This is a genomic window from Candidatus Omnitrophota bacterium (genome assembly GCA_041650805.1).
Lineage (GTDB): Bacteria > Omnitrophota > Gorgyraeia > 2-01-FULL-45-10 > 2-01-FULL-45-10 > JBAZKM01.
Genome location: JBAZKM010000013.1, coordinates 1 through 24,390 on the forward strand (window position 1 = coordinate 1; position 24,390 = coordinate 24,390).

Sequence of the window (24,390 nt, forward strand, 5' to 3'; positions counted from 1 at the left end):
ATCTATAGCACCATAACCGACCTTGAGGCAGGCACCAACCTCGTAGTCCATATCGTATACACCTATGACGGGGCAGGGAACACCCTGACGAAGACGATCTATGACAACTCCGGCACGACGAAGAACACCAAGTACGAAAAGTACACCTTCAATGCCGCAGGCGTGTTGCAGGAGAAGATATTCTACTTCGACGGTGTAACTATCGCCCCCGGCATCACAGAGACCGGCACCCCTGACTCGAAATGGCATAAGTCGAGTAACTTTAACGGTCTTGGCCAGCCGCAGGACGACCTGATCTATAGCTCGATCACAGACCTCGAGGGTAATCTTAACCTCGTAGCCCACATCGTCTACACCTATGACGGATCGGGTAACATCCTGACGAAGTCGATCTACGATAACTCCGGCACGACCAAGAACAATAAGTACGAAAAGTACACCTTTAACGCCGCAGGGACGCTCCTTGAGAAGATATTCTACTTCGACGGTCTCACCATAGCCCCCGGAGTGACCGAGACCGGCACCTCAGACAATAAGTGGCACAAGTCGAGCTCCTTCATAACCACGACAGGCGGCCTCAAGAACCAGGACGACCTGATCTATAGCACCATAACCGACCTTGAGGCAGGCACCAACCTCGTAGTCCATATCGTATACACCTATGACGGGGCAGGGAACACCCTGACGAAGACGATCTATGACAACTCCGGCACGACGAAGAACACCAAGTACGAAAAGTACACCTTCAATGCCGCAGGCGTGTTGCAGGAGAAGATATTCTACTTCGACGGTGTAACTATCGCCCCCGGCATCACAGAGACCGGCACCCCTGACTCGAAATGGCATAAGTCCAGTAACTTCACTGCCGCATGGCAGCCGCAGGACGACCTGATATATAACACCCTTGCGGACCTTGAGGCCGGCACCAACCTGGTAAACCACATAACGTATACCTACTATGCGTCAGAAATGATGGAATCAAAGACGCTCGCCACGCAGGATTCCGGCGGTAATATCTACTATCACTATCTTAACGAGGATTGGAACTCCCAGGGGTTAGGGAGGACAGACAGGACGAAACGCCAGAGCGCGGATTCGGACGGATGCCTCTCTTATGCTTATACATATTGGGACGATGCGGACGGACGGTTGCAGACCAAATCGGGCTATACCGACAATAACTGGTCTACCCTGAAGGCCGCGTATACATATTACAATAACGGCACGAACCGCATGGCGGAAAAGGAACTCACCTCGGCGGATGGCTCCGGTAATATCGACTACAAATATTACGATGAGGCATACTACGGTACGGATGATCCCGCGACGACCGCTGATGAACGTTACGGCCGGCTGAGGGAGAAGACGCTTAATACGGCGGAGTCGAACGGTACGAAGAAATATGTGTATCTGTCATACTGGTCCGGAAGCGATAGAGCCGCCGTGACAGAGGCCTATAACGCCTCCGACGCGCTCATCGAAAAATACGAGCAGTGGTTCGAGACATCCGGCTCATACCGCATCGAGGGTTTTAAAAAGTATAACAGCAGCGATACACAGGTGCAGACCGTATGGTGGTTCTACCAGTACTTTGATAATGATAACAACCCGGATAACGGCCGCGGCGACGGTATCTATCTGAAGATCGGAGTTAATATATTCCACGTGTACAATCCGCGTATGACTCATGATATAGCCAGCGGGAAATGGTTCGTGAGCCAGCTCGCAGATATTAATAACCCCTGGGGCAGCCCCATCGTTGAATATCAATATACGACCTCAGCGCCGGTCCTGTACCTGGATGCGGCGTGTACCCAGGTGCTGTCGTATTCCGAGACGACGGGGGTCTTCGGGACGCCGCTCCCTGCGGAACTGCCTTATGCAGAGCCGCTTGCCATGACGATGGCATTGACCATGTCAGCGCCGCTTGGGGAGACGGAGACGACGACAATTACGGATCCGGAAGTCGACGCCCGCCTCGGCATAGAGGGCCAGCTGGCGCAGACGTATACGGGATCGCAGGATGCGGGGTATACCATGAGCCCGGCAATGGTCGATACCACCAAGACCAAGGATCTCACGACACAGCTGAATTAAAAAAGAGCTTTGCACGATAGGGTATATTATATGAGCATATAATATACCCTATCTTTTTAATATTTTGACAATCCGTCGATAAAGAGGTATACTTTTTACGACATAACAGAGGGAGGGGTAAATAGTTATGAAAAATCGCAGCATCATGATAGCGGCAACGGCCATATTTATCTCTTTATCGTTCGTCGATAAGGTCTTCGCCGGAGCATGGACGGTCCCTAAACATAAGGTGTGGGGGGAATACTACATGAAATGGGACTACGCGAAACGCGAGTTTACGCATGAAGGGAAGCTGAAGCCCCTCACCGCCAACGCCAGGACGTGGGAGTTCGTTCAGGAACCGAAATTGGAGTTCGGCGTCACCGATTGGCTGACGGCGCTCACTTACATGGAATATAAGGAGTCGCATTATAAACAGGATAGTAAGGACAGGCCATGGGCGGGGCTTACCGATTTCGCCCGGAAGAACCATGGTATAACCAGTATAAAAGTGGGCGGTCGTCTCCGTTTTATAGATAAACCTCTTGTTGTCAGCACGCAGACGAAGGTCTTTATCTACCCGGGGTACGGCAATTATCACGGTGACGATCCGGCATTCACGAACCAGCCCTCGATCGGCCGCGGTGATGATGCGGTGGAACAGCGTATCCTTATAGGGAAGTCGTTCGACCTGCCTTTGCCTCTTCCGTGGAACGCAGAGCCAAAGGTCCCATGCTACCTCGGCGCGGAGACCGGCTACCGCTGGAGGACGCGCCATGTCTGTAACGATATACCGTATTTTGTAGAGGGAGGCCTCCATCCTGTGCAATGGCTTCTTCTGAAGGGGGAAGTGGACGGTTACCAGTGTCATCCCGGCACAGGCAGTATCAAGGAGAGTTACGGCATAGTCAGGGTCGGCGGTGTATGGAAGGTATTCGGCGGTGACAGCATAAAGCGCGAAGGCGGTAAACTCTTCAACATCGAATTCCAGTACGGTATGACGCTCTGGGGCAAGAATACGACCGTCTTCCAGGAGTGGATACTGAAGGTCGACACGCAGTTCTAAAGAGGAGAGGTGTTATTTTTATGTGGACGTTAAAGATAAGGATGTATCTCTTGGTCGCGGTCCTATTCGCAATAGTATACGCCGTCGTGTCGATGGTGGGTTATCACCTGGGTGTTACCAATTTTTACTTCTACCTGGTCCTGTCGCTGGTCATGATGCTGGTCCAGTATATGATAGGGCCGAAGATCGTCGAATGGTCTATGCGCGTGAAGTATGTAAAAGAGAGCGAATACCCGGAACTTCACAGTATGGTGAGGGGGCTCGCCGGCGCGGCCGGTATCCCGGCACCGAGGATCGGCATAGCCCAGATGGCGCTTCCGAACGCATTCGCTTTCGGTAGGTCTCTGAAGGACGGCAGGATATGCGTTACGGAAGGCATAATAGGGCTCCTGAACAAAGAAGAGCTGAGGGCTGTCCTGGGCCACGAGATGAGCCATCTCAAGAACAGGGATGTCCTGACGATAACCATCCTGTCGGTCATCCCGATGATACTGTACAGGATAGCCTGGCAGTTCCTTTTCTACGGCGACAGGCGCGACCGCGGCCAGTCCTCGGCGGCCGTCGTGGGGCTCATAGCGTTCGCGTTCTATTTCCTTACCAATCTTCTGGTGCTATATGCCTCCAGGATACGTGAATATTTCGCGGATAAGGGATCGGTCGACCTGGGGAACAGCCCTTCATGGCTTGCCTCCGCTCTATATAAGCTCGTCTACGGCTCCGCCAGGATGCCGAGAGAGGCGATAAAGGACGCGGAGGGGCTGAAGGCGTTCTTCGCAAACGACCCTTCGCGGGCGCTCAAGGAGTTCAAGGACCTGCGCGAGCTGGACCTGGATAAGAGCGGCACCATATCCGTCAACGAGCTGGAGATGCTGCGGTCAAAGAACGTAAAGATGCACTTCGGCGATACTCTCTTCGAACTCCTGAGCACTCATCCGAATATGCTTAAGAGGATAAAGCGTCTCAGCGAACTCCAGGGCTCTTAGAGCAAAAATACGGGATAGATAATTGAAATTCGATTTTGACGCAACGGGTGCAGGAAGCCTTCCATTCAAAGACGCGCAGGAAGCTTGCCGGGTCGTATTCGATAATTTTAAGACCATCCCTTTCTGGCCGCAGCTCCCAAGGAGGACCTTTCTGGAGCATATGTATGTCCAGTTCTCCGAGCGCCTTCCCGGGGCTGTGGTGGACGAAGCCGCAAAGACGATCCATATAGATACGAACAAGGTCGCGGGGGAGATCGAGCAGGTATATGAGAAGTATCTCGACGGGGATATTGATTTCTTCAGGATATCGGAAGACCGTGCGCAGGGCCTGTACCGTTTCCTGGAATCGTTAGACGGCGGCAAGAACGATATAAAATTCGTAAAGGGACACGTAACCGGCCCCATAAGCTTCGCCCTTTTTTTGACAGACCAGAATAAGAAATCGGTGATATACGATAAGGACCTGTTCGAGGTGCTCTCCAAGCTCCTCGTGATGAAGACGCGGTGGCAGATAAAGAAGCTTAAAGAAAAATTCCCGCGCGTCATCATATTCATTGATGAACCGTATCTGGTCTCCATAGGGTCGAGTTTTGTAAACGTCAATATGGAAGACGCCGGCAGGAAACTCGACGAGCTGATAGGGGCGGTAAAAGAGGCGGGGGCGTTATGCGGCGTACATTGCTGCGGGAATACCGACTGGTCATATCTCCTCAAGAGGGGGATTGACATATTGAATTTCGACACGTATAATTTCATGAAAGAATTTTTATTGTACACCTCCGATATAAAAAATTTCTTAGCGGGCGGAGGGACGATCGCCTGGGGTATAATACCGACTTCGGACGGTATCGACAGGGAGACGAAGAAGAGCCTTGTGGATAGGCTGAAAGATGATATGGCGCTGCTTGCCGCAAAGGGAGTGGAGAGAGACGCCTTAAGCTCTATCGTCACTCCCAGTTGCGGTCTCGGAGTCCTGGATGAAGACCGGGCCAGGAGGATAGTGGAGCTGGTGAGGAAGGTATCGAACGAATTGGGGTGAGCGGTCATGGATGATAAAGATATAATGATGACACCGTCTGAGACAAAGCCGGCCGGGAACTTCGCAGGGATCGACGGAGAGTACGGCAGTTTCAAGAAGGCCAAGGCGGTTATCGTACAGGTGCCGTACGACAGGACGGTTACTTACATCAAGGGCACGAAAGACGGGCCCGCCGCCATAATAAGCGCCTCTCAATATATGGAACTCTTCGACGATGAACTTAATCAGGAGACGTTCAGGATCGGTATAAATACAATGAGCCCGCTGGAGGTGGAGAGCCTTGCCCCGGAGGCCGTGATAGAAAAGGTATATCTGACGACCCAGGAGCTTCTGAAGGCCGGCAAATTTCCGGTGATATTGGGGGGAGAGCATTCGATATCCAGCGGAGCCGTAAAGGCGATGAAAGAGGCATATCCCAATATTTCGGTCCTTCATCTCGACGCGCATTATGATATGAGGGACGAATTAAAAGGCTCTAAGTTCAACCACGGCTGTATCGCACGCAGGATCTCCGAGATATGTCCTATCGTGCAGGCGGGGGTGCGCAGCCTATCCAAGGAAGAGAAGGATTTCCTGACCGGCCAGACGGCCAGCGGCAGGGTGAAGACGTTCGATGTATATGACATACTCGATACGCCGATGTGGAAAGACAGGGTGTCCGGCAGCCTCACCGAGAACGTCTATATCACCATAGACCTGGACGTCTTCGATCCCTCGCTCATGCCGGCCGTGGGGACGCCGGAGCCGGGCGGTATAGGTTGGTATGAGATGCTTGATCTTTTACGCGAGATATCGAAAGACAAGAAGATAGCCGGTTTCGATGTGGTGGAGCTTTGCCCGATAAGCGGTCAGGTCGCGTCCGATTTCCTCGCGGCGAAGCTCATCTACAGGATCCTGGGCTACATATTCTCCAATAAGAAATGAACGAAGGATATATATGATACTCGTCCCGCGAAAAAACCTGCTCGTCCCGAAGAAGATGTTCTTCACAAAAGGGGTGGGTACGCATAAGATGGAGTTGAGGAGTTTCGAGGCGGCGTTGCGCGATGCCGGCATAGAGAAATGTAACCTCGTCCATGTCTCCAGCATATTCCCCCCGGAATGCAGGATGATATCGAAGAACGAGGGGCTGAAGGAACTCTACCCCGGCATGATCACCTTTACGGTATTGTCACGGTGTTCTTCCAATGAGCCGCACCGTCTCATCGCGGCGAGCATCGGGTGCGCCGTCCCGGCCGACGCCCACGCTTACGGATATCTCAGCGAGCATCATGCCTTCGGACAGAACGAAAAAGTGGCCGGGGACTTCGCGGAAGACCTGGCCGTTGAAATGCTCGCGTCCACCCTCGGCCTTGAATTCGACGAAGACAAGTCGTGGGATGAGAACAAGGAGATATACCACCTGAGCGATAAGATAGTCCGCACATCCAACACGACGCAGTCGGCCGTCATAGGGCCGGAAGGGAATTACTCCACCGTCGTCGCCGCCGCCGTCCTCATCTTTTAACCCGTCCTTATTTTACATTTAAAAATAGCCCTATCTCTGTTATAATATCTGTTATATGAGAACGATCCGCCTGCCTTTTGCCGTCGGAAGACCTATCCTTGCCTGCGGCGCTGACCTCAAGGGGGCATTTGCCCTGGCGAAGGGAAGGGAGGCGTTTCTGTATGAGGGTTTCGGCGACCTTGGAGATGCGGACAACCTGGCTCGATACGAAAAGTCGATCAAAAAGGCGGTAAAGGATGCTAAAATAAGACCTGTTATTATAGCATGTGATCTGCATCCGGGTTATTATTCTACCCGTTTTGCTGAGGACTCCCAGCTCCAAGCTCCCAACTCCATGCTCTGTAAGATACAGCACCACGAAGCGCATATCGCAAGCGCCATAGTCGACAACGGAATAAAAGGTAAGGTCATAGGCGTAGCGTTAGACGGCACGGGGTTCGGCACCGACGGGAAGATATGGGGAGGGGAGTTCTTCACCGGCGATCCGGAAAAGTTTGAAAGGGCTGCTCATTTTGCGTATCTACCCATGCCGGGCGGAGAGCTTGCGATACGGGAGCCGTGGCGCATGGCGGCCGTTTATCTGTACCGCGCATTCGGGGATGCCTTTCTGGATATTAAGATCGACCTGGTTGAAAAGATAGATAAGAAGCGATGGGGCGCGCTTGCCGCCGCCGTAAAGAGAGGCATAAACGCGCCTTTGACCTCAAGCGCCGGGCGCCTCTTTGACGCAGCAGCGAGTATAACGCTGGGGAAGAAAGAGGCACATTACGAGGCAGAGCTGCCGGTAAAGTTCGAGATGCTTGCGGATGGGGCCTGCTCCGACCGGTATGATCTTGAGGTCGGTAAAGGAGACGGTATCCCGGAAGTCGATTTTCGCCTTACCATCCGCGGGATCGTAAAGGATCTGGCGAAGAAGAGAGACAGCGGGACGATATCGGCAAAATTTCATAATACGGTTGCGGCGGCTATAACCGATATATGCGCGAGGTTACGCAAGAAGACAGGTATAAGAGAGGCAGTCCTGAGCGGCGGTGTATTCCAGAATAAGTATCTTATTGGCCGCGTCTCCGCGTCTCTTAAGGGCAAAGGTTTTAAAGTCCATACCCATTCGAATTTTCTTACCAACGATACGGGTATCGCGATAGGGCAACTGGCTATAGCAAATGCGAGAGTACTATGTGTTTAGGCATCCCGATGAAAGTGGTCAGGATAGACGGCGATGACGGTGTGGTCGAAACCGGCGGGCTCAGGCGTAAAGCTAATCTCTCCCTGATAAAAGGCCTGAAGGCGGGGGATTACGTCATACTGCATGCCGGTTTTGCGATCGAGAAGCTCAAGACCGGTGAGGCCAAAAAGACGCTCAAGCTGCTCCGGAGCATATGAAATACGTCGATGAGTTCAGGGACGGAAAGCTGATATACGCCATCGCACGGAAGATACGCGGTACGGTGGACCGCAACCGGACATACAGGTTCATGGACGTATGCGGGACGCATACCATGAATATCTTCAGGTTCGGTCTAAGAGAGATCCTGCCCAGTAATATAGAGCTCATATCAGGGCCCGGTTGCCCCGTGTGTGTTACACCTAACTCTTTTTTAGACAGTGCGATCGCTCTTGCGAAGATGAAGGGCGCTGTCGTAACGACGTTCGGTGATATGTTAAGGGTCCCCGGGTCATATTCCACGCTGGAAAAGGAGAGGGCAAAAGGATGCTCTGTCAGGGTGGTCTATTCCAGCACCGATTCCCTCGATATCGCCAGACGGAATCCGGGAAAAGAGATCATCTTTTTAGGAGTGGGTTTTGAGACGACCATCCCGACGGTAGCGGTATCGATACTGGACGCGAAGAGATACGGGGTGAAGAATTACTCCGTCCTTTGCGGGCACAAGACGATGCCGGAGGCCTTACGTGAGCTCGTCAGCGATCCGTCCGTAGCGATAGACGGGTTCATCCTGCCGGGGCATGTGAGCGCCATAATAGGGCCGTCGCCGTACGGTTTTCTGCACCGGAAGTACAAGAAGCGGTGTGTTATAACCGGATTTGAGCCGCTCGATATACTGCAGGCGATACTTATGCTGGTATCGCAAAGGACCCCAGGTTTGGATATACAGTACACCAGGGCCATCGGCAGGGACGGGAACAGGGTCGCCAGAAAAATGATCGCGGAGGTCTTTAAGAAGACAGATTCGGCATGGCGCGGTATCGGGACCGTAAGGAATAGCGGGCTTGCGATACGGGAACGTTTTGCCGGGTGGGATGCGGGGAAAAAGTTCGACATAAAGATAAGGCCGGTAAGAGAGAATAAGGCCTGTTTATGCGGAGATGTCCTTAAAGGAACAAAGACGCCTCACGAGTGTCGATTGTTCGGCAGGGTCTGCACCCCCGAGACGCCGGTAGGCTCTTGCATGGTCTCGAGCGAAGGAACATGCGCGGCGTATTTTAAATACAGGGTATAGGGTTTAGGGTATTGGGTATAGGGAAAAGATGAAAAAAGAAAAAAGCGAAAAGATAATGCTGGCGCATGGGAGCGGGGGAAAACTGATGCATCAGCTGATAGATTCTCTCTTCATCAAAGAGCTCGATAATGATATCCTGCGGGAGAAGATGGATTCCGCGGTAGTTGCTATCGGCGGTAAAGAGATCGCTTTCACCACCGATTCATATGTAGTGGACCCTATCTTCTTTCCCGGAGGAGATATAGGCAGCCTGGCAGTCTACGGCACGGTGAACGACCTCTCCGTATGCGGCGCGCGGCCGCTCTTCATCTCTCTTTCTCTTATTATCGAAGAGGGGTTGGACAGATGCGCGCTGGAAAACGTAACACATTCCATAAAGACCGCTGCCCGGATCGCGGGCGTCCGGATAGTGACGGGAGATACGAAAGTGGTGGAGAGGGGGTCATGTGACAGACTTTTTATCAATACCAGCGGTATAGGAGAAATATATTATAAAGGACTGTCGGCCGGCTCCATAAGGCCCGGAGATCTCGTGCTTGTGACCGGCCCTGTAGGGGATCACGCCATAGCTATCCTGTCGAAGAGGGAAGGGATGGAATTCGGCTCGAGCGTAAAAAGCGACTCGGCCCCGCTGAACGGCCTTATACGAAAATTGTTGAAGGTATCATCAAATGTCAGGTTTATGAGGGATCCCACGCGGGGCGGTCTTGCCACCACGTTGAATGAAATATCAAACGGGCGCCCGTTCGGTATCGTGCTGGATGAAAAGGCCCTGCCTGTACGCGAAGCGACGAGAGAAGCATGCGAACTTCTGGGATTTGACCCCCTGTACCTGGCCTGCGAAGGGCGCGCGGTTTTGGTGATCTCCGGGACCGACGCAGCGGGGGCATTGAGCGTGATCAGGAGAGATACCCTGGGAAGGGGTGCCGCGATCATAGGCAGGATCGTCGGAGAGCATAAAGGCAAGGTTGTCCTGAAGACCGCCGCCGGCGGGACCCGTATAGTCGGCATGCTTTCCGGCGAACAGCTGCCGAGGATCTGTTGAAATGTATAAACCGAGAGCATACAGAAAGTGGGTTAAGAGCGATGACCTCGTATCTTTTGAGGTGATAGAGAAAGAGACGGACCTCCTGATCTCTGCCGACAGGGACCTGGCATCCCAGGCTCGGGAGTCGGTGCTTAACTATCGAGGCGATATCGAAGAGTATATAGAAAGCGATCCGTCGTTTTACGCTTCACTGGAACCGGTCGATGTAAAGAACGGCGCGTGCGGGATAATCAGGACGATGGCCGATGCGGCCCGCAGGGCGGGCGTCGGCCCCATGGCAGCGATAGCAGGCGCCATAGCTGAATTTGTCGGAAAGGACTTGCTTAGATATTCGGGACAGGTTATAGTAGAGAACGGCGGCGATATATTTATCAGGACAGACAGGCCGCGAATAGCGGGCATATATGCCGGCGAAGATTCGCCGTTTACCGGGAAGCTGGCAGTCGAGATACGGACCGGTGAAAAAGGGCTGGGTGTCTGCACGTCAAGCGGGACCGTAAGCCATTCCTTAAGCTTCGGCAGGGCCGATGCCGCGCTTATAATATCGGAGAATACCGCGCTTGCCGACGCGGTAGCTACGGCCGCGGGCAACGCGGTGAAGAGCGAAGAGGATATCGGAAGAGGGGTAGAATTGGCCAGGTCGATAGAAGGGGTGCGCGGTGTCCTGATCCTGGCAGGAAGCAAAATGGGAAGCTGGGGAGAGATAAAACTCGTATAATATTGCGGGGAGGTATATCATGGTATCGAAGAGAATAGTCCTGACGTTTCCTCATGATCTCTTGGATAAACCTATAGTGTACAAGCTGGTCAAGGAATATGACCTGGTCTTCAATATACTCCAGGCCAGGATAACCCCCAAGGAAGAGGGGCTCATGGTCCTTGAACTTACCGGCAAGAAAGAGAATTACGCCGAAGGTGTGAAGTATCTTACCGGGCTCGGCGTGAAGATCCAGCCGCTGAGCCAGGATGTGACGAGGAATGACTCTAGGTGCACACATTGCGGCGCATGTATCACCGTATGTCCTACAGCCGCTCTATACGTTGACAAGAAGACGATGAAGGTCATCTTTGACAGCGAGAAGTGCATCGCCTGCGAATTGTGCGTGAGGGCGTGCCCCCCGCGCGCAATGACCGTAAAATTTTGACCATGGGCTGACGGGATGGCAGAGACCAGATTAGACATTGTTTTTCTGTCGCTTTTTTTCATAGCAGGGATCGTATTCCTGTCGAAGCCGCTCTTCTCCGTCGTCTCTATACTCATACTGGTATTCCTCGCACCGCGGGCAGGTTTCCTCGTCTCCACCAACTGGAAGTATCCTCTCCCCCTGGGGTACATATTCGTCGTATTCCTGATGGCCAAATGGTTCCTGCATCTCCTCTTTGTAAAGAAGAAAAGATCGGAAGGAAGCCCTATAGATAAGGTATTCCCTTTCTATGTGATAGTATCGGTCGTTGCTATAATCGTCGGCGTGATCAATAACGGCGATATCAACACAATGGTCCTCGAGACATTCATATATTTCCTGGCATTCTTCATCTTCTTCATGGTCCTGGATCTATTCGACAATGAACGGTGCGTAAAGGTATTCATCACAGGCAGCCTGATATGCGGTGCGATGATCTCCCTGTACGGGATACTCTTATTGATATTCGGCCAGTCCATCCTTATAGAGTATCTGACTTATACGTCGAGCAACTACAAGGCGCTCCTGGGGCAATTTATCATGAACAGGCGGACCATATCGAGCTACGGAGACCCCAATACCCTGAGCGCGCAGCTCATGGTCTTCGCAAGCATATTCGCCAGCCTGCTCCTCATGGGTAAATACAGGTCAACGGGTAAGATCCTCCTCTTCGCAGGGCTCATCCTGACGGTCCTCTGCATCTATTTTGCCAGTTCCAGGGCATCGCTCATGGGGTTGTTCGTCCTCTCTATGATACTGGCCATGACGAGGGTGAAGAAGCTGTGGTTCTATGTCCCCATACTCACCATAAGCTACTTCATATTCCTGGAACCGATACGGAAATATTACGAGCACCGCATATATACGACCGGCATAACGTCGGATATGCGTATCACCTATTTAAAGCTTTTTCTGGACCTCTTCGTGCGTTATCCTTTCGGCGTGGGCTTCGGATGCAACATAGACGAGAAGTGGAACATAATCCCGGCCGGTAACGTATGGCTGGGCTTCAATAGCTTCTATATACACATATTTTCGAGGATAGGGATACAGGGGGTGGTCCTCTTCTGCCTGATGCTGTTTCTTATCATAAAATATCTCTTCACCGGCCTCAGGTACATAAAAGATGTCAATACGAGATACTACGTCTTCGGCGCCGCGTGCGGCATCATAGTGCAGCAGTTCAACTTCATCGCCAATAATGTCTATCACGTGCCGGGCGGTATGCTCAATTTCTGGATAATGTGCGGCATGCTGACGATCATCATAAACAGGTCTAGATCCCGGGACAATACGGCATCGTAAAGAGATATACGATATGGCAGAGACCAGGCTCGATATAGTTTTGCTCGCCTTTTTTCTCGTAGGCGGGATCGTCTTTTTTACGAAGCCGTGGTTTTCGATGATATTTTTGCTCATCTTTGTATTCCTAGCACCGCGGGCAGGTTTCCTCGTATCCATGAACTGGAAATACCCTCTTCCCCTGGGGTACATGTTCGTCTTATTCCTTATGGCCAGATGGTCGTTGTCTTTGTTATTTGTAAAGAGAAGACGATCGGCCGGAAGCCCCATCGGCGGCGTATTTCCCTTTTATATCATCGCATCGGTCCTGGCAATAGCGATAGGCGTAATAAACGGCGGCGATCTGAATACGATGGCTCTCGAGACATTCATATATTTCCTGGCATTCTTCATCTTCTTCATGGTCCTGGACCTGTTTGACAATGAACGGTGCGTAAAGGTATTCATCACAGGCAGCCTGATATGCGGGGCCCTCATCTCCCTGTACGGGATACTGTTACTGGTATTCGGGCAGTCCATCCTGGTAGAGTATGTGACGTATAATTCAAGCAGCTATAAAGCGTTATTGGGGCAGTTTATAGCTAACAGGCGGACCATATCGAGCTACGGAGACCCCAATACCCTGGGCGCGCAGCTCATGGTCTTCGCAAGCATATTCGCCAGCCTGCTCCTGATGGGTAAATACCGGCCCGCCAGCAGGATACTCATATTCATAGGGCTGGTCCTGACGGTCCTCTGCATCTATTTTGCCAGTTCCAGGGCATCGCTTCTGGGGCTCTTCGTGCTTTCGGTCATACTGGCCATGACGAGGGTAAAAAAATTATGGTTCTACGTTCCCATATTTGCGGTAAGCTACTTCATATTCCTGGAACCGATACGGAAATATTACGAACACCGTATATATACGACCGGCATAACGTCGGATATGCGTATCACCTATTTAAAGCTTTTTCTGGACCTCTTCGTGCGTTATCCTTTCGGCGTGGGCTTCGGATGCAACATAGACCCGGAGTGGAGAATAATCCCGGCAAATAACATATGGGTGGGTTTCAACAGCTTCTACATCCATCTATTGTCCAGGGTGGGGATACAGGGCCTGGCCATATTCTGCTTTATGCTGTTCCTTATCATAAAATATCTCTTCACCGGCCTCAGGTACATAGAAGATAACAATACCAGGTACTACGTCTTCGGCGCCGCGTGCGGCATCATAGTGCAGCAGTTCAACTTCCTCGCAAATAACGTCTATCACGTGCCGGGCGGTATGCTCAATTTCTGGATAATGTGCGGCATGCTGACGGTTATGGTCAACAGGTGCAGGTATAAAGAGGAGCGTATATCATGATCTGCGCGGCGGCATATCCTTATGCGCGTGCAGTAATGCGGTCTCTGCCCGTCTGGGGCCGATGATAAACCCGTTACGTTCCAGGAATTTTATAAGATCTCCGATATCTCCGTTGTCGTGGTATTCCATGGATATGGCCCCTATCCTGTCAAGATATTCTCCCGGCGTGTTGTAGAGCGTTTCGTACTCCGCCCCTTCACAGTCCATCTTTAAAAAGTCGCACCGCTCAATGCCGTTCTCATCGAATATATCTTTCAGGGAGACCGTATCTATGATGACAGAGAGATCCTTCCTTTCAATGATGGAATGCGCACCGTCGTTGACCGGATCGAGAAAAAGTTCCCTCCGTCCTCCCGTGCCGCTCAGGCCCGCGTTGAATACCCTGATGCTGTCACACAACCCGTTCAACCGCACGTTCTTCTCGAGCAGGTCGAAATTTTCACGGCACGGTTCGTAGCTGTAAACTGTGACGCCTTTAGCCGATCTCTCTATGAAGACAGAGAAGACCCCGATATGCGCCCCGATATCTATCACCACTCCGCGGTCCCGGACATATTTCAGGCACTCACTATATTCTTTTTCTATATATATGGAATTTATCTTCCCGGTGTCGTCTTTTTTTGCTTTGGTGAGGTAACGTGTGCCGTCCCTCAGCGTGTGCGTGATGATACCGTTCAGGCAGTTGAATCTATCCAGGATGACAAGGTGCCAGGTCCTGTACAGGGCCATGATATTGGCCAGCGTCGCTATCTTATGCAGGATCTTTATCACCGTCAGATGCCTCATATGCCTCCCAGAGCTTGGCGTATTTGAGAAAATTTTCAAGCGCCCTCAGGGCACACCATACAAAACCGGGGAAACCGTCCCGGAACCCCTGCCTGATCAGGAAATTCCCGAAAAGACTCCTGGCGGCAGCGTACATGGCAGTATATGCCGACGGCGGGCGCGTTTTCCATTCCGCCCTCTCCTCGGCCCAGAACGTCGACCACCTGTCGGTCTTGACAACGCGTTCCGCTATCGTGTTTGCCGTATAATGGCGTATCCTGCCTTTCAGGAAACCTGTCCTGCCGTGCACCAGATATCCCTCATGGCCGCGCCTCCCCGGCTTATTCAGTACGAAACCCGCCTCTCTCCTGAAGAGGCGCAGGACAGCGTGCGGCAGTTGAGCATAGTAGAGAGGCCTCCCCATGAAATAGATGAAACTTGTGAGATAGTAACCCTCGAGTGTATCCCGGGAGTTTATTATCCTCTTCACCTCATTGCACGCTTCGGGGTCAAGCGTCTCGTCGGCATCTATGATGAGGACGAATTCACATGTTGCCTTGAGCAGCGAGAAGACACGCTGGTCATAAAATCCTTTCCAGGGCCGCGAGATGACCTTGTCGGTGTAGCGCCCGGCTATCTCCGGCGTCCTGTCTTTGCTCAGCGCGTCGACCACTATGATCTCATCGACCCATCGCACCGACTCCAGGCACGCCTCTATGGTAGATTCGTTATTCTGGGTGATAAGTAATGCCGATACCTTTGCCATAGTATTCCCGGGGTTATCGTTTTCTCCTGTATACCCTTATCTCCGACTCATCGTTCGAGTAAGGGAACGTCTTTGCAAGATAATAGTTGTCACGTATGTATTTTTCCGCCTCCGGCCCTATCCCCGAAGACGACGGTCCGACAGGCGGGGCGCCGTAGACATACTTTTTCATGACGAAATCCAGGGCAAAGAGCGGCTTATCTCTTTCCATCCTTTCGAGTATAAGCCCTCCGACGCTCAGCGCAGGCCCTTCGTAATGAGGCATCCGCGCAGGATCGATCATCACGCGATATGGCGTCAGCCCCATGTACACATCCTCCGGGAATAAAGGAGGCCTCTCCGACAATACACAATAAGCAGGGTCATAGAACATGACGAAGACCTTGTCATCCGGCGCGGAGCTGTTTTTAATGTATTCGGAAGGCAATATATATCTGTTGTAATGGTCCCCGTTGAACATGATGCCCTTTACGAACGGCGCCCGCATGGTGTACCATCTTTTCAGGAAGAAATTCGATATCCGGTAACCGTGATACAGGACGGCAAAAGACAATCCCGCGATGATGCAAGACGATATTATTACAGTACGAATGGTTTTATTCTGTTTTATATTCTCATCTGAAAGGAGAGAGCGGACCAGGAATACCAGGAGTATGACAGCGGGATAGAGATAGTACCTGCCGAGAAAGGTGAGGTAAGGCCCGCTGTATAAAAAATATATGACTTTTGACAGGGCCAGGATGGAAAGGAAGAATATGCCGCAGGCGATGATGCGGCGGGACCCGTCCCTAAGCCACTTGAATGACAGGACCAGCGCTATAGAAGAAGTTATTATGGCCAACAGATAAAAGAGCGAAGGGTTTGCTATGTCCCTGAACAGGATATAGCGAAAGGACCGCAGGGCGTATAAGATGTCCCAGGGCATGTCGGGGCGTGGGAGGCTGATCTGGATAAGCGGTAGTCCGGCAAATTTGCGCTCATGGGACCAGTAGAGTTCGAAGACCCTCTCGAAAGGCGCCCGGCTTAATATGGATAAGTATACCGGCAGCGCCGCAAGTGATACCCCGCACAGATATATGAATACGTCCCTGAAAAAGGGTCTATTCCACTGCCTTTCCGCAAACCCGATAAAACCAAGCAGCGCTATGATGCTGAAAGATATCTCTATACCGAATGTCAGGGGATTTACCAGATATGATACCCCTGAAAAGATACCCGCAATGAACAGATCGCCCCTTTTTGAAGATTCGATGAAGCGGAATACCATCAAGGAAGCTGCCAGATTTGACAGCATCCCCAGGTAGTGGTTATATGTATGGGCAGGGAAGGTAAAGAAGGCGGATATGGCCAGAAAACCGGCAAAGGCCGCCGTCTTACGGGGCAGGAGAAATTTACTTATAGAGTATGCCAGTAATATGCCGAGGCAGCCGAAGATCACGGCCGTTATGCGCAATACTAAAAGTTCCGATCCGAATACCCGGAAGATCAGGGCGTAAAAGAAAGGTCCTATGGGCCCGTACACCCATCGGTAATCCACATAAGGCAGTTTCCCATGCAGTATGGAATGGTATGCCTCGTAGTCGCGGAATTCTTCAAAACACGGTTCGTAATTGAGGCCGATAAGCTGTATCAGTATGAAGAGCAGTATATACCAGAATATTATATGTTTGGATGGAGGCATCATCACTCTATATTTTAATATTTGCCTAAAATAATATAGTACATTATCATATAGAAATCTTCAATATAAATGTATAGAAAAGGTAGTAATATAACTTATTGAATATAGTGATATTTAGTGTTATAATGCTAACCGCGAAGTTGTCTCTGGCAGGAGGAGATGCATAGAAAGGGAATTTTTAATAATGAGTAACGGCCGTATCGATTTGCATATCTCCGGAGCCCTGGCATTTTTTATGATAGTAACCGGGATCACCGTCATAGCTTATCACTATTCGTTCTATTCGTTCTTCGTAGGCCCGAAAGGCGATATATCCAGGTATTTCCTCCAGACGCAGAATTGCGGTATCATCGATCTTATAAAGGGCCAGTACTCCCAGAATATAATATTGCTGGGCGATACCCTTCTTTACAGGCCCCTTACTATCGCGATATTGGGATTACAGAAATGGTCCTTCGGAGCCAACTATACCCTTTGGGTGGTGACAGGGGTGGCCCTTCACATAGGCGTGGCCTTATCGATGTATCGGTTCCTCACGGCCGCAGGGGGCGGTATCTTTGCATGGCTTCTGCCGGTCCTCTTTGCCGTAAACCGCATGTATGCCCTTCTCGTATTGTGGACGCACGTCAACGGTTACCCTATATTTATGATCCTTGTCATCACCTCTCTCTTTTCGCTATATGATTTTACGGTACGCGGAAGGCGGGACAGGCGTAATCTATTGGCGGCCGGTCTGGCCATGTGCTTTGCCTCCTTCTTTTATGAAAGCGGTGTCGTATTCTCTGCGCTATTTTTCATCTATCTCCTGGTCATGGAAGGCCGTGCCGCGGGGAGACCTTTTAAATTCAGGGCAGATCATCTTATATTGCTCGTTCCCGTATTGCTGTATCTGTCGGCTTACTGCGCGCATATATTCTGCAACTATGACTGGGTCATGCAGTTTGAGTCGGAAAAGACGCTGGGGATCGCCAATATATCGGAATCGGTCGTCGCCATACCGCGGATATTCTTCCTGTGGTCATTGAGAAGTTTTTTCGGTACGTTGACCCCGCTCACCGGAACTATCCTCTTCGTCTCCGCGCTATACCTTGGCGCCGTGTCTTTGATGACGGCGCGCGATAACAGGGAGAACCTGCCGTTTGCCGCACTGATAGCTTTTATGATGCTCGGCCACGTTTCCATAAACTGCCTCGGGAGGGGAGGGACTCACGGGATAGCGTATCTTTACTCCGGCCTCGGAGGGCCTTATCTTTTCGGCTCACTCCTGATGATATTTATTTATATGGCATCCGGTCTTGGGGTATTCGAAAAGACCGGCAGAATATTCCGCCGGGCCGGCATACTGGCCCTTGCTCTCTTTTTGATATTCAATGTATACGGTACGGTAAAGGTCAACAAAAAGGCGCTGGAAGAACGCAGGCCGGCGCGGCTGTACTTCGATGCCATGCAGGACTTCGTAAAGAGGCACATCCATGAGAAGGACTTCTCCTTTGCCGTCACGACGCCTACCCCGTGGCTTTTAACGGTCACAGAAGGATACTATCATCCGAAAGATTACTTCATGAAAGACGAAGCGGCGAAGACGCGCGCAAGCAAAGACGTCAATTTCGCCGAGATCTTTTTCGGCGAATATTACGATAAGGCGCATCCCAAGTATTCGATCGCTTATGACGAAGAACGGGATAAATTCATAATATCATGAAACGATTATCGAAGATAACGGGCGGTCTGACAGGGCAGCCGATGTTCAAGCTTCTGGCAAGGCTGGCTGCTATGGAGAAGGCCGGCAGGGAGATATTCCATTTCGAGATAGGCGATTCCGATTTCCGGGCCCACGCTCATATAGTCGAGGCGACGAAGTCCGCCCTGGACCGTGACAGGACCCACTATGTGGACTCTTCCGGCATCATGGAATTGCGGAATGCCGTGTGCGATTACACCGGGGAACGCCTGGGGTTCAGGCCGATGCCGGAACAGGTGCTCATCATGCCGGCAAATGCGATCATCGATTTTGTGATGCGCTGCGTGGCGGATCCCGGAGAGGAGGTCATCTATCCGGACCCGGGTTTTCCGACCTATATCGCCGTGACCAATTATACCGGGATAAGAAAGGTCGGCATCCTTCTCAAAGAGGAGAGAGCATTCCATATCGAACCGGGAGAGATCCGGGAAAGGATAACCGACAGGTCCCGTCTCATCGTCATCAATTCGCCGCAGAACCCCACGGGGGCCGTCCTCGATAAGAAAGAGATCGATGAGATAGCGTCGATAGCCGAAAGGGAGGGCCTGTATCTCCTGAGCGACGAGATATATTCACGGGTCATCTACGGCAAGAAGCACCATTCGGCGGGGTTGGCCGACAGGTGCCGCGAGAGGACCGTCATACTTGACGGCTTCGCCAAGAATTTTTCGATGCCGGGATGGCGGCTCGGATATGCGATAGGGCCGGTCGAGCTCATAAAGAGGATGGGCCTTCTCTTTGAGACGACATATTCATGCACACCGCCCTTCATACAGTACGGCGGGATAGCCGCCCTGACAGGAGACCAGGGTGTAATAGATAAAAGGATCGGTGAATACAGACGCCTGAGGGACCTGATCGTAACGAAACTGAATGAGATACCGGGCATATCCTGTATACTGCCCGACGGGGCCTGTTATGTATTCGCGAACATAAACGGGACGGGCATGACGAGCGCCCAATTTGCCGATTTCGTCCTGGAAAAGGCAGGCGTGGCCCTTCTGCCCGGCACATGTTTCGGCGCCGGAGGAGAAGGTTACGTGCGGCTCTGTTACACAAGAAGCCGGGAGACCATAGAAGAAGGTTGCGCGAAGATGAAGGATGCCCTAAAGGATAAGGTATATGCAGCGTCTCCTGATTAACGACATAACGCTCAGGGACGGAGAGCAGGCAGCCGGGGTAAATTTTTTCCCCGAAGAGAAGGTGCGCCTCGCCGGACAGCTTGTAAAGCTCGGCCTCCCGATAATAGAGGCAGGTTTTCCGGCCGCATCGGAAGCCGATGCCAGGGGAGTTAAGCTTGTGGCGGAAGAGTTCGGTAAGCAGATAGTGGTGAGCGCGATGTGCAGGGCACACCGCAGGGATATAGAGATCGCCGCCGACTCTCTGGGCAACGCCCCCAGGCGTCGTATACAGGTCGTCATGGGCACCTCCGATATCCATTTAAAGCATAAATTCAATATGGGCCGTAATGAGGCGCTCGACCTATCCGTGGATATGGTGAAGTATGCGAGGACTTTTGCGGACGATGTAGAATTCGCCGCGGAGGATTCTACAAGAAGCGAGCGAAAATATCTTCTGAAGGTATGCAGGGCCTGCGTAGAGGCGGGTGCCCGTACGGTAGAGTTGCCCGATACCGTTGGGTATGCTACCCCCGAAGGTTATGCTTCACTTGTGAAGGACGCAGTGGACGGGCTTCCCGGAGATGCCGTCGTCTCCACCCATTGTCACAATGACCTCGGCCTCGCGGTCGCCAATACTCTGGCAGGGATAAAGGCAGGGGCGCGGCAGGCAGAGGTCACGGTCAACGGTATAGGAGAGCGTGTCGGGAACGCCTCTGCCGAAGAGGTGATAATGGCGCTTATGGTCAGGAACGACGAGTTCGGCGTAGATATAGGGTATATAAAGACCAGGGAGATAATGAAGACCAGCCTGCTCGTTGAAGAGCTTTCGAAGATAAGGGTGGCTTTCAATAAAGCCATCGTCGGACGTAACGCATTCCTGCATGAGTCGGGTATACACCAGGACGGCATGCTGAAGTCGCCGCAGACGTACCAGCTGATAGACCCCAGAGAGATAGGCCTGGACGGCTACCGGCTCGTCCTCGGCAAACTCTCCGGAGCGCATGCCCTCAGGGAGAAATTGAAGGCGCTGGGTCTCGATGCCGGTACGGAGGAACTGAAAAGGTTTGCCGGATATTTCAAGGATAATTCAGCAAAGAAAAAGTTCATAACGGATGATGATGTCATCAATCTCTTCAAAAGGTTCAGATCCGAAAAGGTCGCCTGATCTGGGACTGATCCGGGGCTTAAGCGCGTCTTTCGACGCCGGGGGGTCTCTGGAGATGTTCCGGCGCATATGCCTGATACGGTATTTCGAGATCGAGGCCGCCAGGGCCTGGAAAGACGGGTTTATCAAGAGCCCGCTATATCTGTCGGCAGGGCAGGAGGCGATAGCCGCAGCCGTATCCGTTATGATCCCCGGTTACAATATATTCGGGCAACACAGGGCCCATTCCGTATATCTGGCGTTCGGCGGCGATCCGGTGAAGTTGATAGATGAGCTGCTGGGCCGCCCCACCGGATGCACCGGCGGGAAGGGCGGATCCGCGATGATACATGACCCGGCGATCAATATGGCGGGCCACCATGGGCTGATCGGGGAGAATGTGCCTCTCGCGGCAGGGTTTGCCCTGGGGAGCGGGCGCAAGACCGTCGCTTTCTTCGGGGATGCCGCGGCCGAAGAGGATTATGCGCTGGCCGCTATCGGGTTTTCGTCTACTCATAAACTGCCGGTCCTCTTCATATGCGAAGACAACGACCTTTCTATACTTACGCCTGTAAAGGTCAGGCGTAACTGGAATATGGTCGATACGGTGCGGGCTTTAAAGGTGCCGGCAGTAGATATCGCCGATGACCCCTGGCTGATCGCCCACCACACAAAAGAACTTATCAAAGATCTTCCCGCCTTCATCAACTGCCGGACATGCCGGCACTTCTGGCACGTGGGCGCAGGCGTAGACGGTCCCCCGGAATGGGACAGGTTTGCGCTGGTCAAAAAAGAGCTCGATGGATTGAAGATAGATCACGGAGATATAGAGGCAGACACGGAACGCCTGGTGAAAGGACTATGGCAAGAACGGTTGCGGAGACTATAAAAGAGATAACGCGCGGGCATCTCACAAAGAATAACGGGCTCCTGCTCGGCCAGGCGATAACCGCCGTAGGATGGGTGAATAATACCGTCCCGGACTGTAAAGGTATAATCGAACTCTCCATGGCCGACGTCTCAGGGAGCGGCATAGCCGTGGGGGCGGCGCTCGCAGGACGGCGACCCATATTCGTGATACGTTTTCAGGATTTTTTGATCCTGAACGGGAGCCCTCTGATATATTATGCGGCAAAGACGAAAGAGTTCTTCGGTAAAGGGACGCCCATATTCGTGCGCGCCATAGCGTCGGAGGGTAAAGGCGCCGGGCCGGTACACTCCGGGAAATTGCACAGTATATTCATGCACTTTCCCGGGTTCAGGGTCTCGGCTCCGGTCACCCCTAAAGAGTACGAGACGGCCTGGAAAGATTTTCTTGAGCATGACGACCCCGCGATCGTATGCGAACACCGCGCAAGCTTTGATAATAAAGACGAGATAGCGGACAGGGTGACGGGAAGGTCCGATGTCACGATCTACGCGATATCCATAGCCAGGTTCAATGCGGTAAGGGCGGCGGAACTGCTGGAGAGAGACGGCATAAAGTGCGATGTTGTCAATATAGTGCGGTTGAAACCGTTCTTATTGAATGACAGGTTGCTCGGTCCCCTTAAGTCGAGCAAGATGGGGATCGTGGTAGATACGGGCTTTGAGCCGGCAGGCGCTTCACAGTCGATAGCTTACGAGCTGATGTTCGCCGCGGGGGTCCCGGTGAAGGCCCTGGGGCTGGCCGACAGGTCCGTGGGCGTCACCCCGGGAACGGAGAACTCTACGCCGGATGCCCGAAGGATAGCCGAGGCAGTAAGAACGGAATACGGGAAGAGGCGCGGAAGGTAGACGGATGAAGATAGTCCTGACGAGACCGAATTTTAAAGCCGATATGGTGATGCCTGTTATAGGGCTTGGTTACCTTTCGAGTTTTTTAAAACTTAACGGCATCGAGACCAGGGTGATAGACGGTCTGGCAGAGAGATGCGATATTCAGGAGCTGGTTGAGAGGATAGTTGCCGAAAGACCGGATGCGGTCGGGATACATTGCTTCACCTGTTTTTATAAAGAGGTCATAGCGTTATCAAAGGCGTTGAAGGGCCGGGGGATCCCCTGCATCATAGGCGGCCCGCATCCGACGTTCCTTCCTTACAGGACACTTATCGACTCCGGGGCCGACTACGTGGTGTGCGGCGAAGGCGAAAAGGCGCTTACGGCGCTCCTTAAGAACGGGCTCATCAACAACGGGATAAGGGGGGTCTATTCGCCGGGTGATCTGAAGAGCGAAGCCGATCCTTTCATGAAGGCAGAGGTCATAGAGAACCTGGATGATATCCCGTTCCCGGACTGGGAGGAGCTCGATCCGTGCCGTTATCCCCGGGTGCCGCACGGTTTCCTTACCAGAGATCATCCGGTAGGCCGGATAATGACGACCAGAGGATGTCCTTATCACTGCGTATTCTGCGGGAGCCCTAAATTTTATGACAGCCGCCTCAGATACAGGAGCGCCGAAAACGTCATCGGGGAGATCAGATATCTCATGGAGAGGTTCAAGGCGCGCGAGATACACTTCTTTGACGATAACCTCACCTTCGATAAAGAGCACATCATGGAGATATGCCGCCTTATCATAAAAAACGGTATAAAGATACGGTGGTGCGTACCAGACGGCATAAGGGCGGATAGGGTCGATGAAGAGATGCTGCGCGCGATGAAAGAGAGCGGTTGTTATTATGTGCTCCTGGGTATAGAGTCGGCAGACCCTGAAATGCTGAAGGATATGAAGAAGGGAGAGACGATCGAGCAGATGCGAAGAGCGATAAGGCTGTGCGACAAGGCGGGAATAAACGTAGGAGGCACATTCATATTCGGCCTCCCGGGAGAGACGAAGAACAGCATCGATATGACGATAAGGTTCGCCCGATCCGAGCCATTAATAAAAGCGGATTTTCTTATCCTCGACGTGCTCCCCGGCTCGGAGCTGTGGGACAGGTTTTCCGGCAAATTCGAACCGGACTGGGATAAAGGATCTTACAGGGAGCCGGAATTGATACCGGAGGGATTGTCACGCGAAGAATTATTGCGGGCAAGGAGCGAGGCCTTCAGGAGGTTCTACTTCAGGATAAGGCCCAGGATCTTCATCAAGATCCTCAGGATGTTGCGCCCGTATCATATAAAGTTCATATTTAAAAAAATCCTGGAGTATAGACCGGTCAGGGATCTAAAGAATGGATAA

General features: G+C 52.1%; 23 protein-coding genes. 20 read left to right on the top strand and 3 right to left on the bottom strand.

The features are described from left to right. The 14 genes from WC515_08095 to WC515_08160 all read left to right on the top strand — a co-directional run. The coding region (locus tag WC515_08095) for a hypothetical protein (protein ID MFA5147321.1) at positions 1–2,097 on the top strand (2,097 nt) is incomplete at its 5' end. Between the two features lie 127 nt (positions 2,098–2,224). Continuing rightward, positions 2,225–3,142: a hypothetical protein gene (locus tag WC515_08100; GenBank protein MFA5147322.1), complete on the top strand. Its 918-nt coding sequence runs from the start codon at positions 2,225–2,227 to the stop codon at positions 3,140–3,142. Positions 3,143–3,162: 20 nt separating this feature from the next. Continuing rightward, positions 3,163–4,125 (top strand): zinc metalloprotease HtpX, encoded by a 963-nt coding sequence (locus WC515_08105; GenBank protein MFA5147323.1) that lies wholly within the window; start codon positions 3,163–3,165, stop codon positions 4,123–4,125. Positions 4,126–4,147: 22 nt separating this feature from the next. After that, the gene (locus WC515_08110; GenBank protein ID MFA5147324.1) at positions 4,148–5,164 is read left to right on the top strand and encodes a hypothetical protein; all 1,017 of its coding nucleotides are present in this window, start codon (positions 4,148–4,150) and stop codon (positions 5,162–5,164) included. A 6-nt stretch (positions 5,165–5,170) separates the two neighbouring features. Further along, on the top strand, positions 5,171–6,088 hold the full coding sequence (speB, locus tag WC515_08115) for an agmatinase (GenBank protein MFA5147325.1): 918 nt from the start codon (positions 5,171–5,173) through the stop codon (positions 6,086–6,088). Between the two features lie 13 nt (positions 6,089–6,101). Beyond that, positions 6,102–6,671 carry an arginine decarboxylase, pyruvoyl-dependent gene (locus WC515_08120; protein ID MFA5147326.1) on the top strand — a complete coding sequence of 190 codons (570 nt, stop codon included), beginning with the start codon at positions 6,102–6,104 and terminating at the stop codon, positions 6,669–6,671. Between the two features lie 55 nt (positions 6,672–6,726). Continuing rightward, positions 6,727–7,857 (top strand): hypothetical protein, encoded by a 1,131-nt coding sequence (locus WC515_08125; GenBank protein MFA5147327.1) that lies wholly within the window; start codon positions 6,727–6,729, stop codon positions 7,855–7,857. After that, positions 7,848–8,054 carry a HypC/HybG/HupF family hydrogenase formation chaperone gene (locus WC515_08130; protein ID MFA5147328.1) on the top strand — a complete coding sequence of 69 codons (207 nt, stop codon included), beginning with the start codon at positions 7,848–7,850 and terminating at the stop codon, positions 8,052–8,054. Before WC515_08125 ends, WC515_08130 begins: the two co-directional genes overlap by 10 nt. Continuing rightward, complete coding sequence (hypD, locus tag WC515_08135; GenBank protein MFA5147329.1) at positions 8,051–9,130, top strand: hydrogenase formation protein HypD; 1,080 nt, start codon at positions 8,051–8,053, stop codon at positions 9,128–9,130. Before WC515_08130 ends, hypD begins: the two co-directional genes overlap by 4 nt. A gap of 28 nt (positions 9,131–9,158) precedes the next feature. Further along, on the top strand, positions 9,159–10,175 hold the full coding sequence (gene hypE / locus WC515_08140) for a hydrogenase expression/formation protein HypE (GenBank protein MFA5147330.1): 1,017 nt from the start codon (positions 9,159–9,161) through the stop codon (positions 10,173–10,175). 1 nt (position 10,176) lies between these two features. Further along, a complete protein-coding gene (locus WC515_08145; GenBank protein MFA5147331.1) occupies positions 10,177–10,896 on the top strand; it encodes a UPF0280 family protein in 720 nt (239 codons plus the stop codon). Positions 10,897–10,915: 19 nt separating this feature from the next. Next, positions 10,916–11,323 (top strand): NIL domain-containing protein, encoded by a 408-nt coding sequence (locus WC515_08150; GenBank protein MFA5147332.1) that lies wholly within the window; start codon positions 10,916–10,918, stop codon positions 11,321–11,323. A 15-nt stretch (positions 11,324–11,338) separates the two neighbouring features. Further along, a complete protein-coding gene (locus WC515_08155; protein ID MFA5147333.1) occupies positions 11,339–12,667 on the top strand; it encodes an O-antigen ligase family protein in 1,329 nt (442 codons plus the stop codon). A 13-nt stretch (positions 12,668–12,680) separates the two neighbouring features. Then, positions 12,681–14,009, top strand: a complete 1,329-nt coding sequence (locus WC515_08160; GenBank protein MFA5147334.1) for an O-antigen ligase family protein — start codon at positions 12,681–12,683, stop codon at positions 14,007–14,009. Here WC515_08160 and WC515_08165 read toward each other — a convergent pair. The 3 genes from WC515_08165 to WC515_08175 are packed head-to-tail and all read right to left on the bottom strand — an operon-like array spanning position 14,004 to position 17,224. Next, a complete protein-coding gene (locus WC515_08165) occupies positions 14,004–14,795 on the bottom strand; it encodes an FkbM family methyltransferase (protein MFA5147335.1) in 792 nt (263 codons plus the stop codon). The two genes, WC515_08160 and WC515_08165, sit on opposite strands and share 6 nt — an antisense overlap. Then, positions 14,761–15,540, bottom strand: a complete 780-nt coding sequence (locus WC515_08170) for a glycosyltransferase family 2 protein (GenBank protein ID MFA5147336.1) — start codon at positions 15,538–15,540, stop codon at positions 14,761–14,763. Before WC515_08170 ends, WC515_08165 begins: the two co-directional genes overlap by 35 nt. A gap of 13 nt (positions 15,541–15,553) precedes the next feature. Beyond that, a complete protein-coding gene (locus tag WC515_08175; GenBank protein MFA5147337.1) occupies positions 15,554–17,224 on the bottom strand; it encodes a glycosyltransferase family 39 protein in 1,671 nt (556 codons plus the stop codon). A 181-nt stretch (positions 17,225–17,405) separates the two neighbouring features. Here WC515_08175 and WC515_08180 point away from each other — a divergent pair, with 181 nt between their 5' ends. Genes WC515_08180 through WC515_08205 form a run of 6 tightly spaced genes read left to right on the top strand, consistent with a single transcriptional unit; the run spans position 17,406 to position 24,390 of the window. Then, on the top strand, positions 17,406–18,923 hold the full coding sequence (locus WC515_08180) for a hypothetical protein (GenBank protein ID MFA5147338.1): 1,518 nt from the start codon (positions 17,406–17,408) through the stop codon (positions 18,921–18,923). Continuing rightward, entirely contained in the window at positions 18,920–20,104 is a 1,185-nt protein-coding gene (locus tag WC515_08185; protein ID MFA5147339.1) for an aminotransferase class I/II-fold pyridoxal phosphate-dependent enzyme, read from the top strand. Before WC515_08180 ends, WC515_08185 begins: the two co-directional genes overlap by 4 nt. Next, positions 20,085–21,248 (top strand): 2-isopropylmalate synthase, encoded by a 1,164-nt coding sequence (locus WC515_08190; GenBank protein ID MFA5147340.1) that lies wholly within the window; start codon positions 20,085–20,087, stop codon positions 21,246–21,248. Before WC515_08185 ends, WC515_08190 begins: the two co-directional genes overlap by 20 nt. Before the next feature lie 55 nt (positions 21,249–21,303). Then, a complete protein-coding gene (locus WC515_08195; GenBank protein ID MFA5147341.1) occupies positions 21,304–22,116 on the top strand; it encodes a thiamine pyrophosphate-dependent enzyme in 813 nt (270 codons plus the stop codon). Further along, complete coding sequence (locus WC515_08200; GenBank protein MFA5147342.1) at positions 22,089–23,003, top strand: transketolase C-terminal domain-containing protein; 915 nt, start codon at positions 22,089–22,091, stop codon at positions 23,001–23,003. Before WC515_08195 ends, WC515_08200 begins: the two co-directional genes overlap by 28 nt. 4 nt (positions 23,004–23,007) lie before the next feature. Beyond that, the gene (locus tag WC515_08205) at positions 23,008–24,390 is read left to right on the top strand and encodes a radical SAM protein (GenBank protein MFA5147343.1); all 1,383 of its coding nucleotides are present in this window, start codon (positions 23,008–23,010) and stop codon (positions 24,388–24,390) included.

Coding starts and splice junctions, on each gene's coding strand:
- WC515_08100 (MFA5147322.1), top strand. CDS start 2,225: ATGAAAAATCGCAGCATCATGATAGCGGCAACGGCCATATTTATCTCT.
- WC515_08105 (MFA5147323.1), top strand. CDS start 3,163: ATGTGGACGTTAAAGATAAGGATGTATCTCTTGGTCGCGGTCCTATTC.
- speB (MFA5147325.1), top strand. CDS start 5,171: ATGGATGATAAAGATATAATGATGACACCGTCTGAGACAAAGCCGGCC.
- WC515_08120 (MFA5147326.1), top strand. CDS start 6,102: ATGATACTCGTCCCGCGAAAAAACCTGCTCGTCCCGAAGAAGATGTTC.
- WC515_08125 (MFA5147327.1), top strand. CDS start 6,727: ATGAGAACGATCCGCCTGCCTTTTGCCGTCGGAAGACCTATCCTTGCC.
- WC515_08130 (MFA5147328.1), top strand. CDS start 7,848: ATGTGTTTAGGCATCCCGATGAAAGTGGTCAGGATAGACGGCGATGAC.
- hypD (MFA5147329.1), top strand. CDS start 8,051: ATGAAATACGTCGATGAGTTCAGGGACGGAAAGCTGATATACGCCATC.
- hypE (MFA5147330.1), top strand. CDS start 9,159: ATGAAAAAAGAAAAAAGCGAAAAGATAATGCTGGCGCATGGGAGCGGG.
- WC515_08145 (MFA5147331.1), top strand. CDS start 10,177: ATGTATAAACCGAGAGCATACAGAAAGTGGGTTAAGAGCGATGACCTC.
- WC515_08150 (MFA5147332.1), top strand. CDS start 10,916: ATGGTATCGAAGAGAATAGTCCTGACGTTTCCTCATGATCTCTTGGAT.
- WC515_08155 (MFA5147333.1), top strand. CDS start 11,339: ATGGCAGAGACCAGATTAGACATTGTTTTTCTGTCGCTTTTTTTCATA.
- WC515_08160 (MFA5147334.1), top strand. CDS start 12,681: ATGGCAGAGACCAGGCTCGATATAGTTTTGCTCGCCTTTTTTCTCGTA.
- WC515_08165 (MFA5147335.1), bottom strand. CDS start 14,795: ATGAGGCATCTGACGGTGATAAAGATCCTGCATAAGATAGCGACGCTG.
- WC515_08170 (MFA5147336.1), bottom strand. CDS start 15,540: ATGGCAAAGGTATCGGCATTACTTATCACCCAGAATAACGAATCTACC.
- WC515_08175 (MFA5147337.1), bottom strand. CDS start 17,224: ATGATGCCTCCATCCAAACATATAATATTCTGGTATATACTGCTCTTC.
- WC515_08180 (MFA5147338.1), top strand. CDS start 17,406: ATGAGTAACGGCCGTATCGATTTGCATATCTCCGGAGCCCTGGCATTT.
- WC515_08185 (MFA5147339.1), top strand. CDS start 18,920: ATGAAACGATTATCGAAGATAACGGGCGGTCTGACAGGGCAGCCGATG.
- WC515_08190 (MFA5147340.1), top strand. CDS start 20,085: ATGCAGCGTCTCCTGATTAACGACATAACGCTCAGGGACGGAGAGCAG.
- WC515_08195 (MFA5147341.1), top strand. CDS start 21,304: ATGTTCCGGCGCATATGCCTGATACGGTATTTCGAGATCGAGGCCGCC.
- WC515_08200 (MFA5147342.1), top strand. CDS start 22,089: ATGGCAAGAACGGTTGCGGAGACTATAAAAGAGATAACGCGCGGGCAT.
- WC515_08205 (MFA5147343.1), top strand. CDS start 23,008: ATGAAGATAGTCCTGACGAGACCGAATTTTAAAGCCGATATGGTGATG.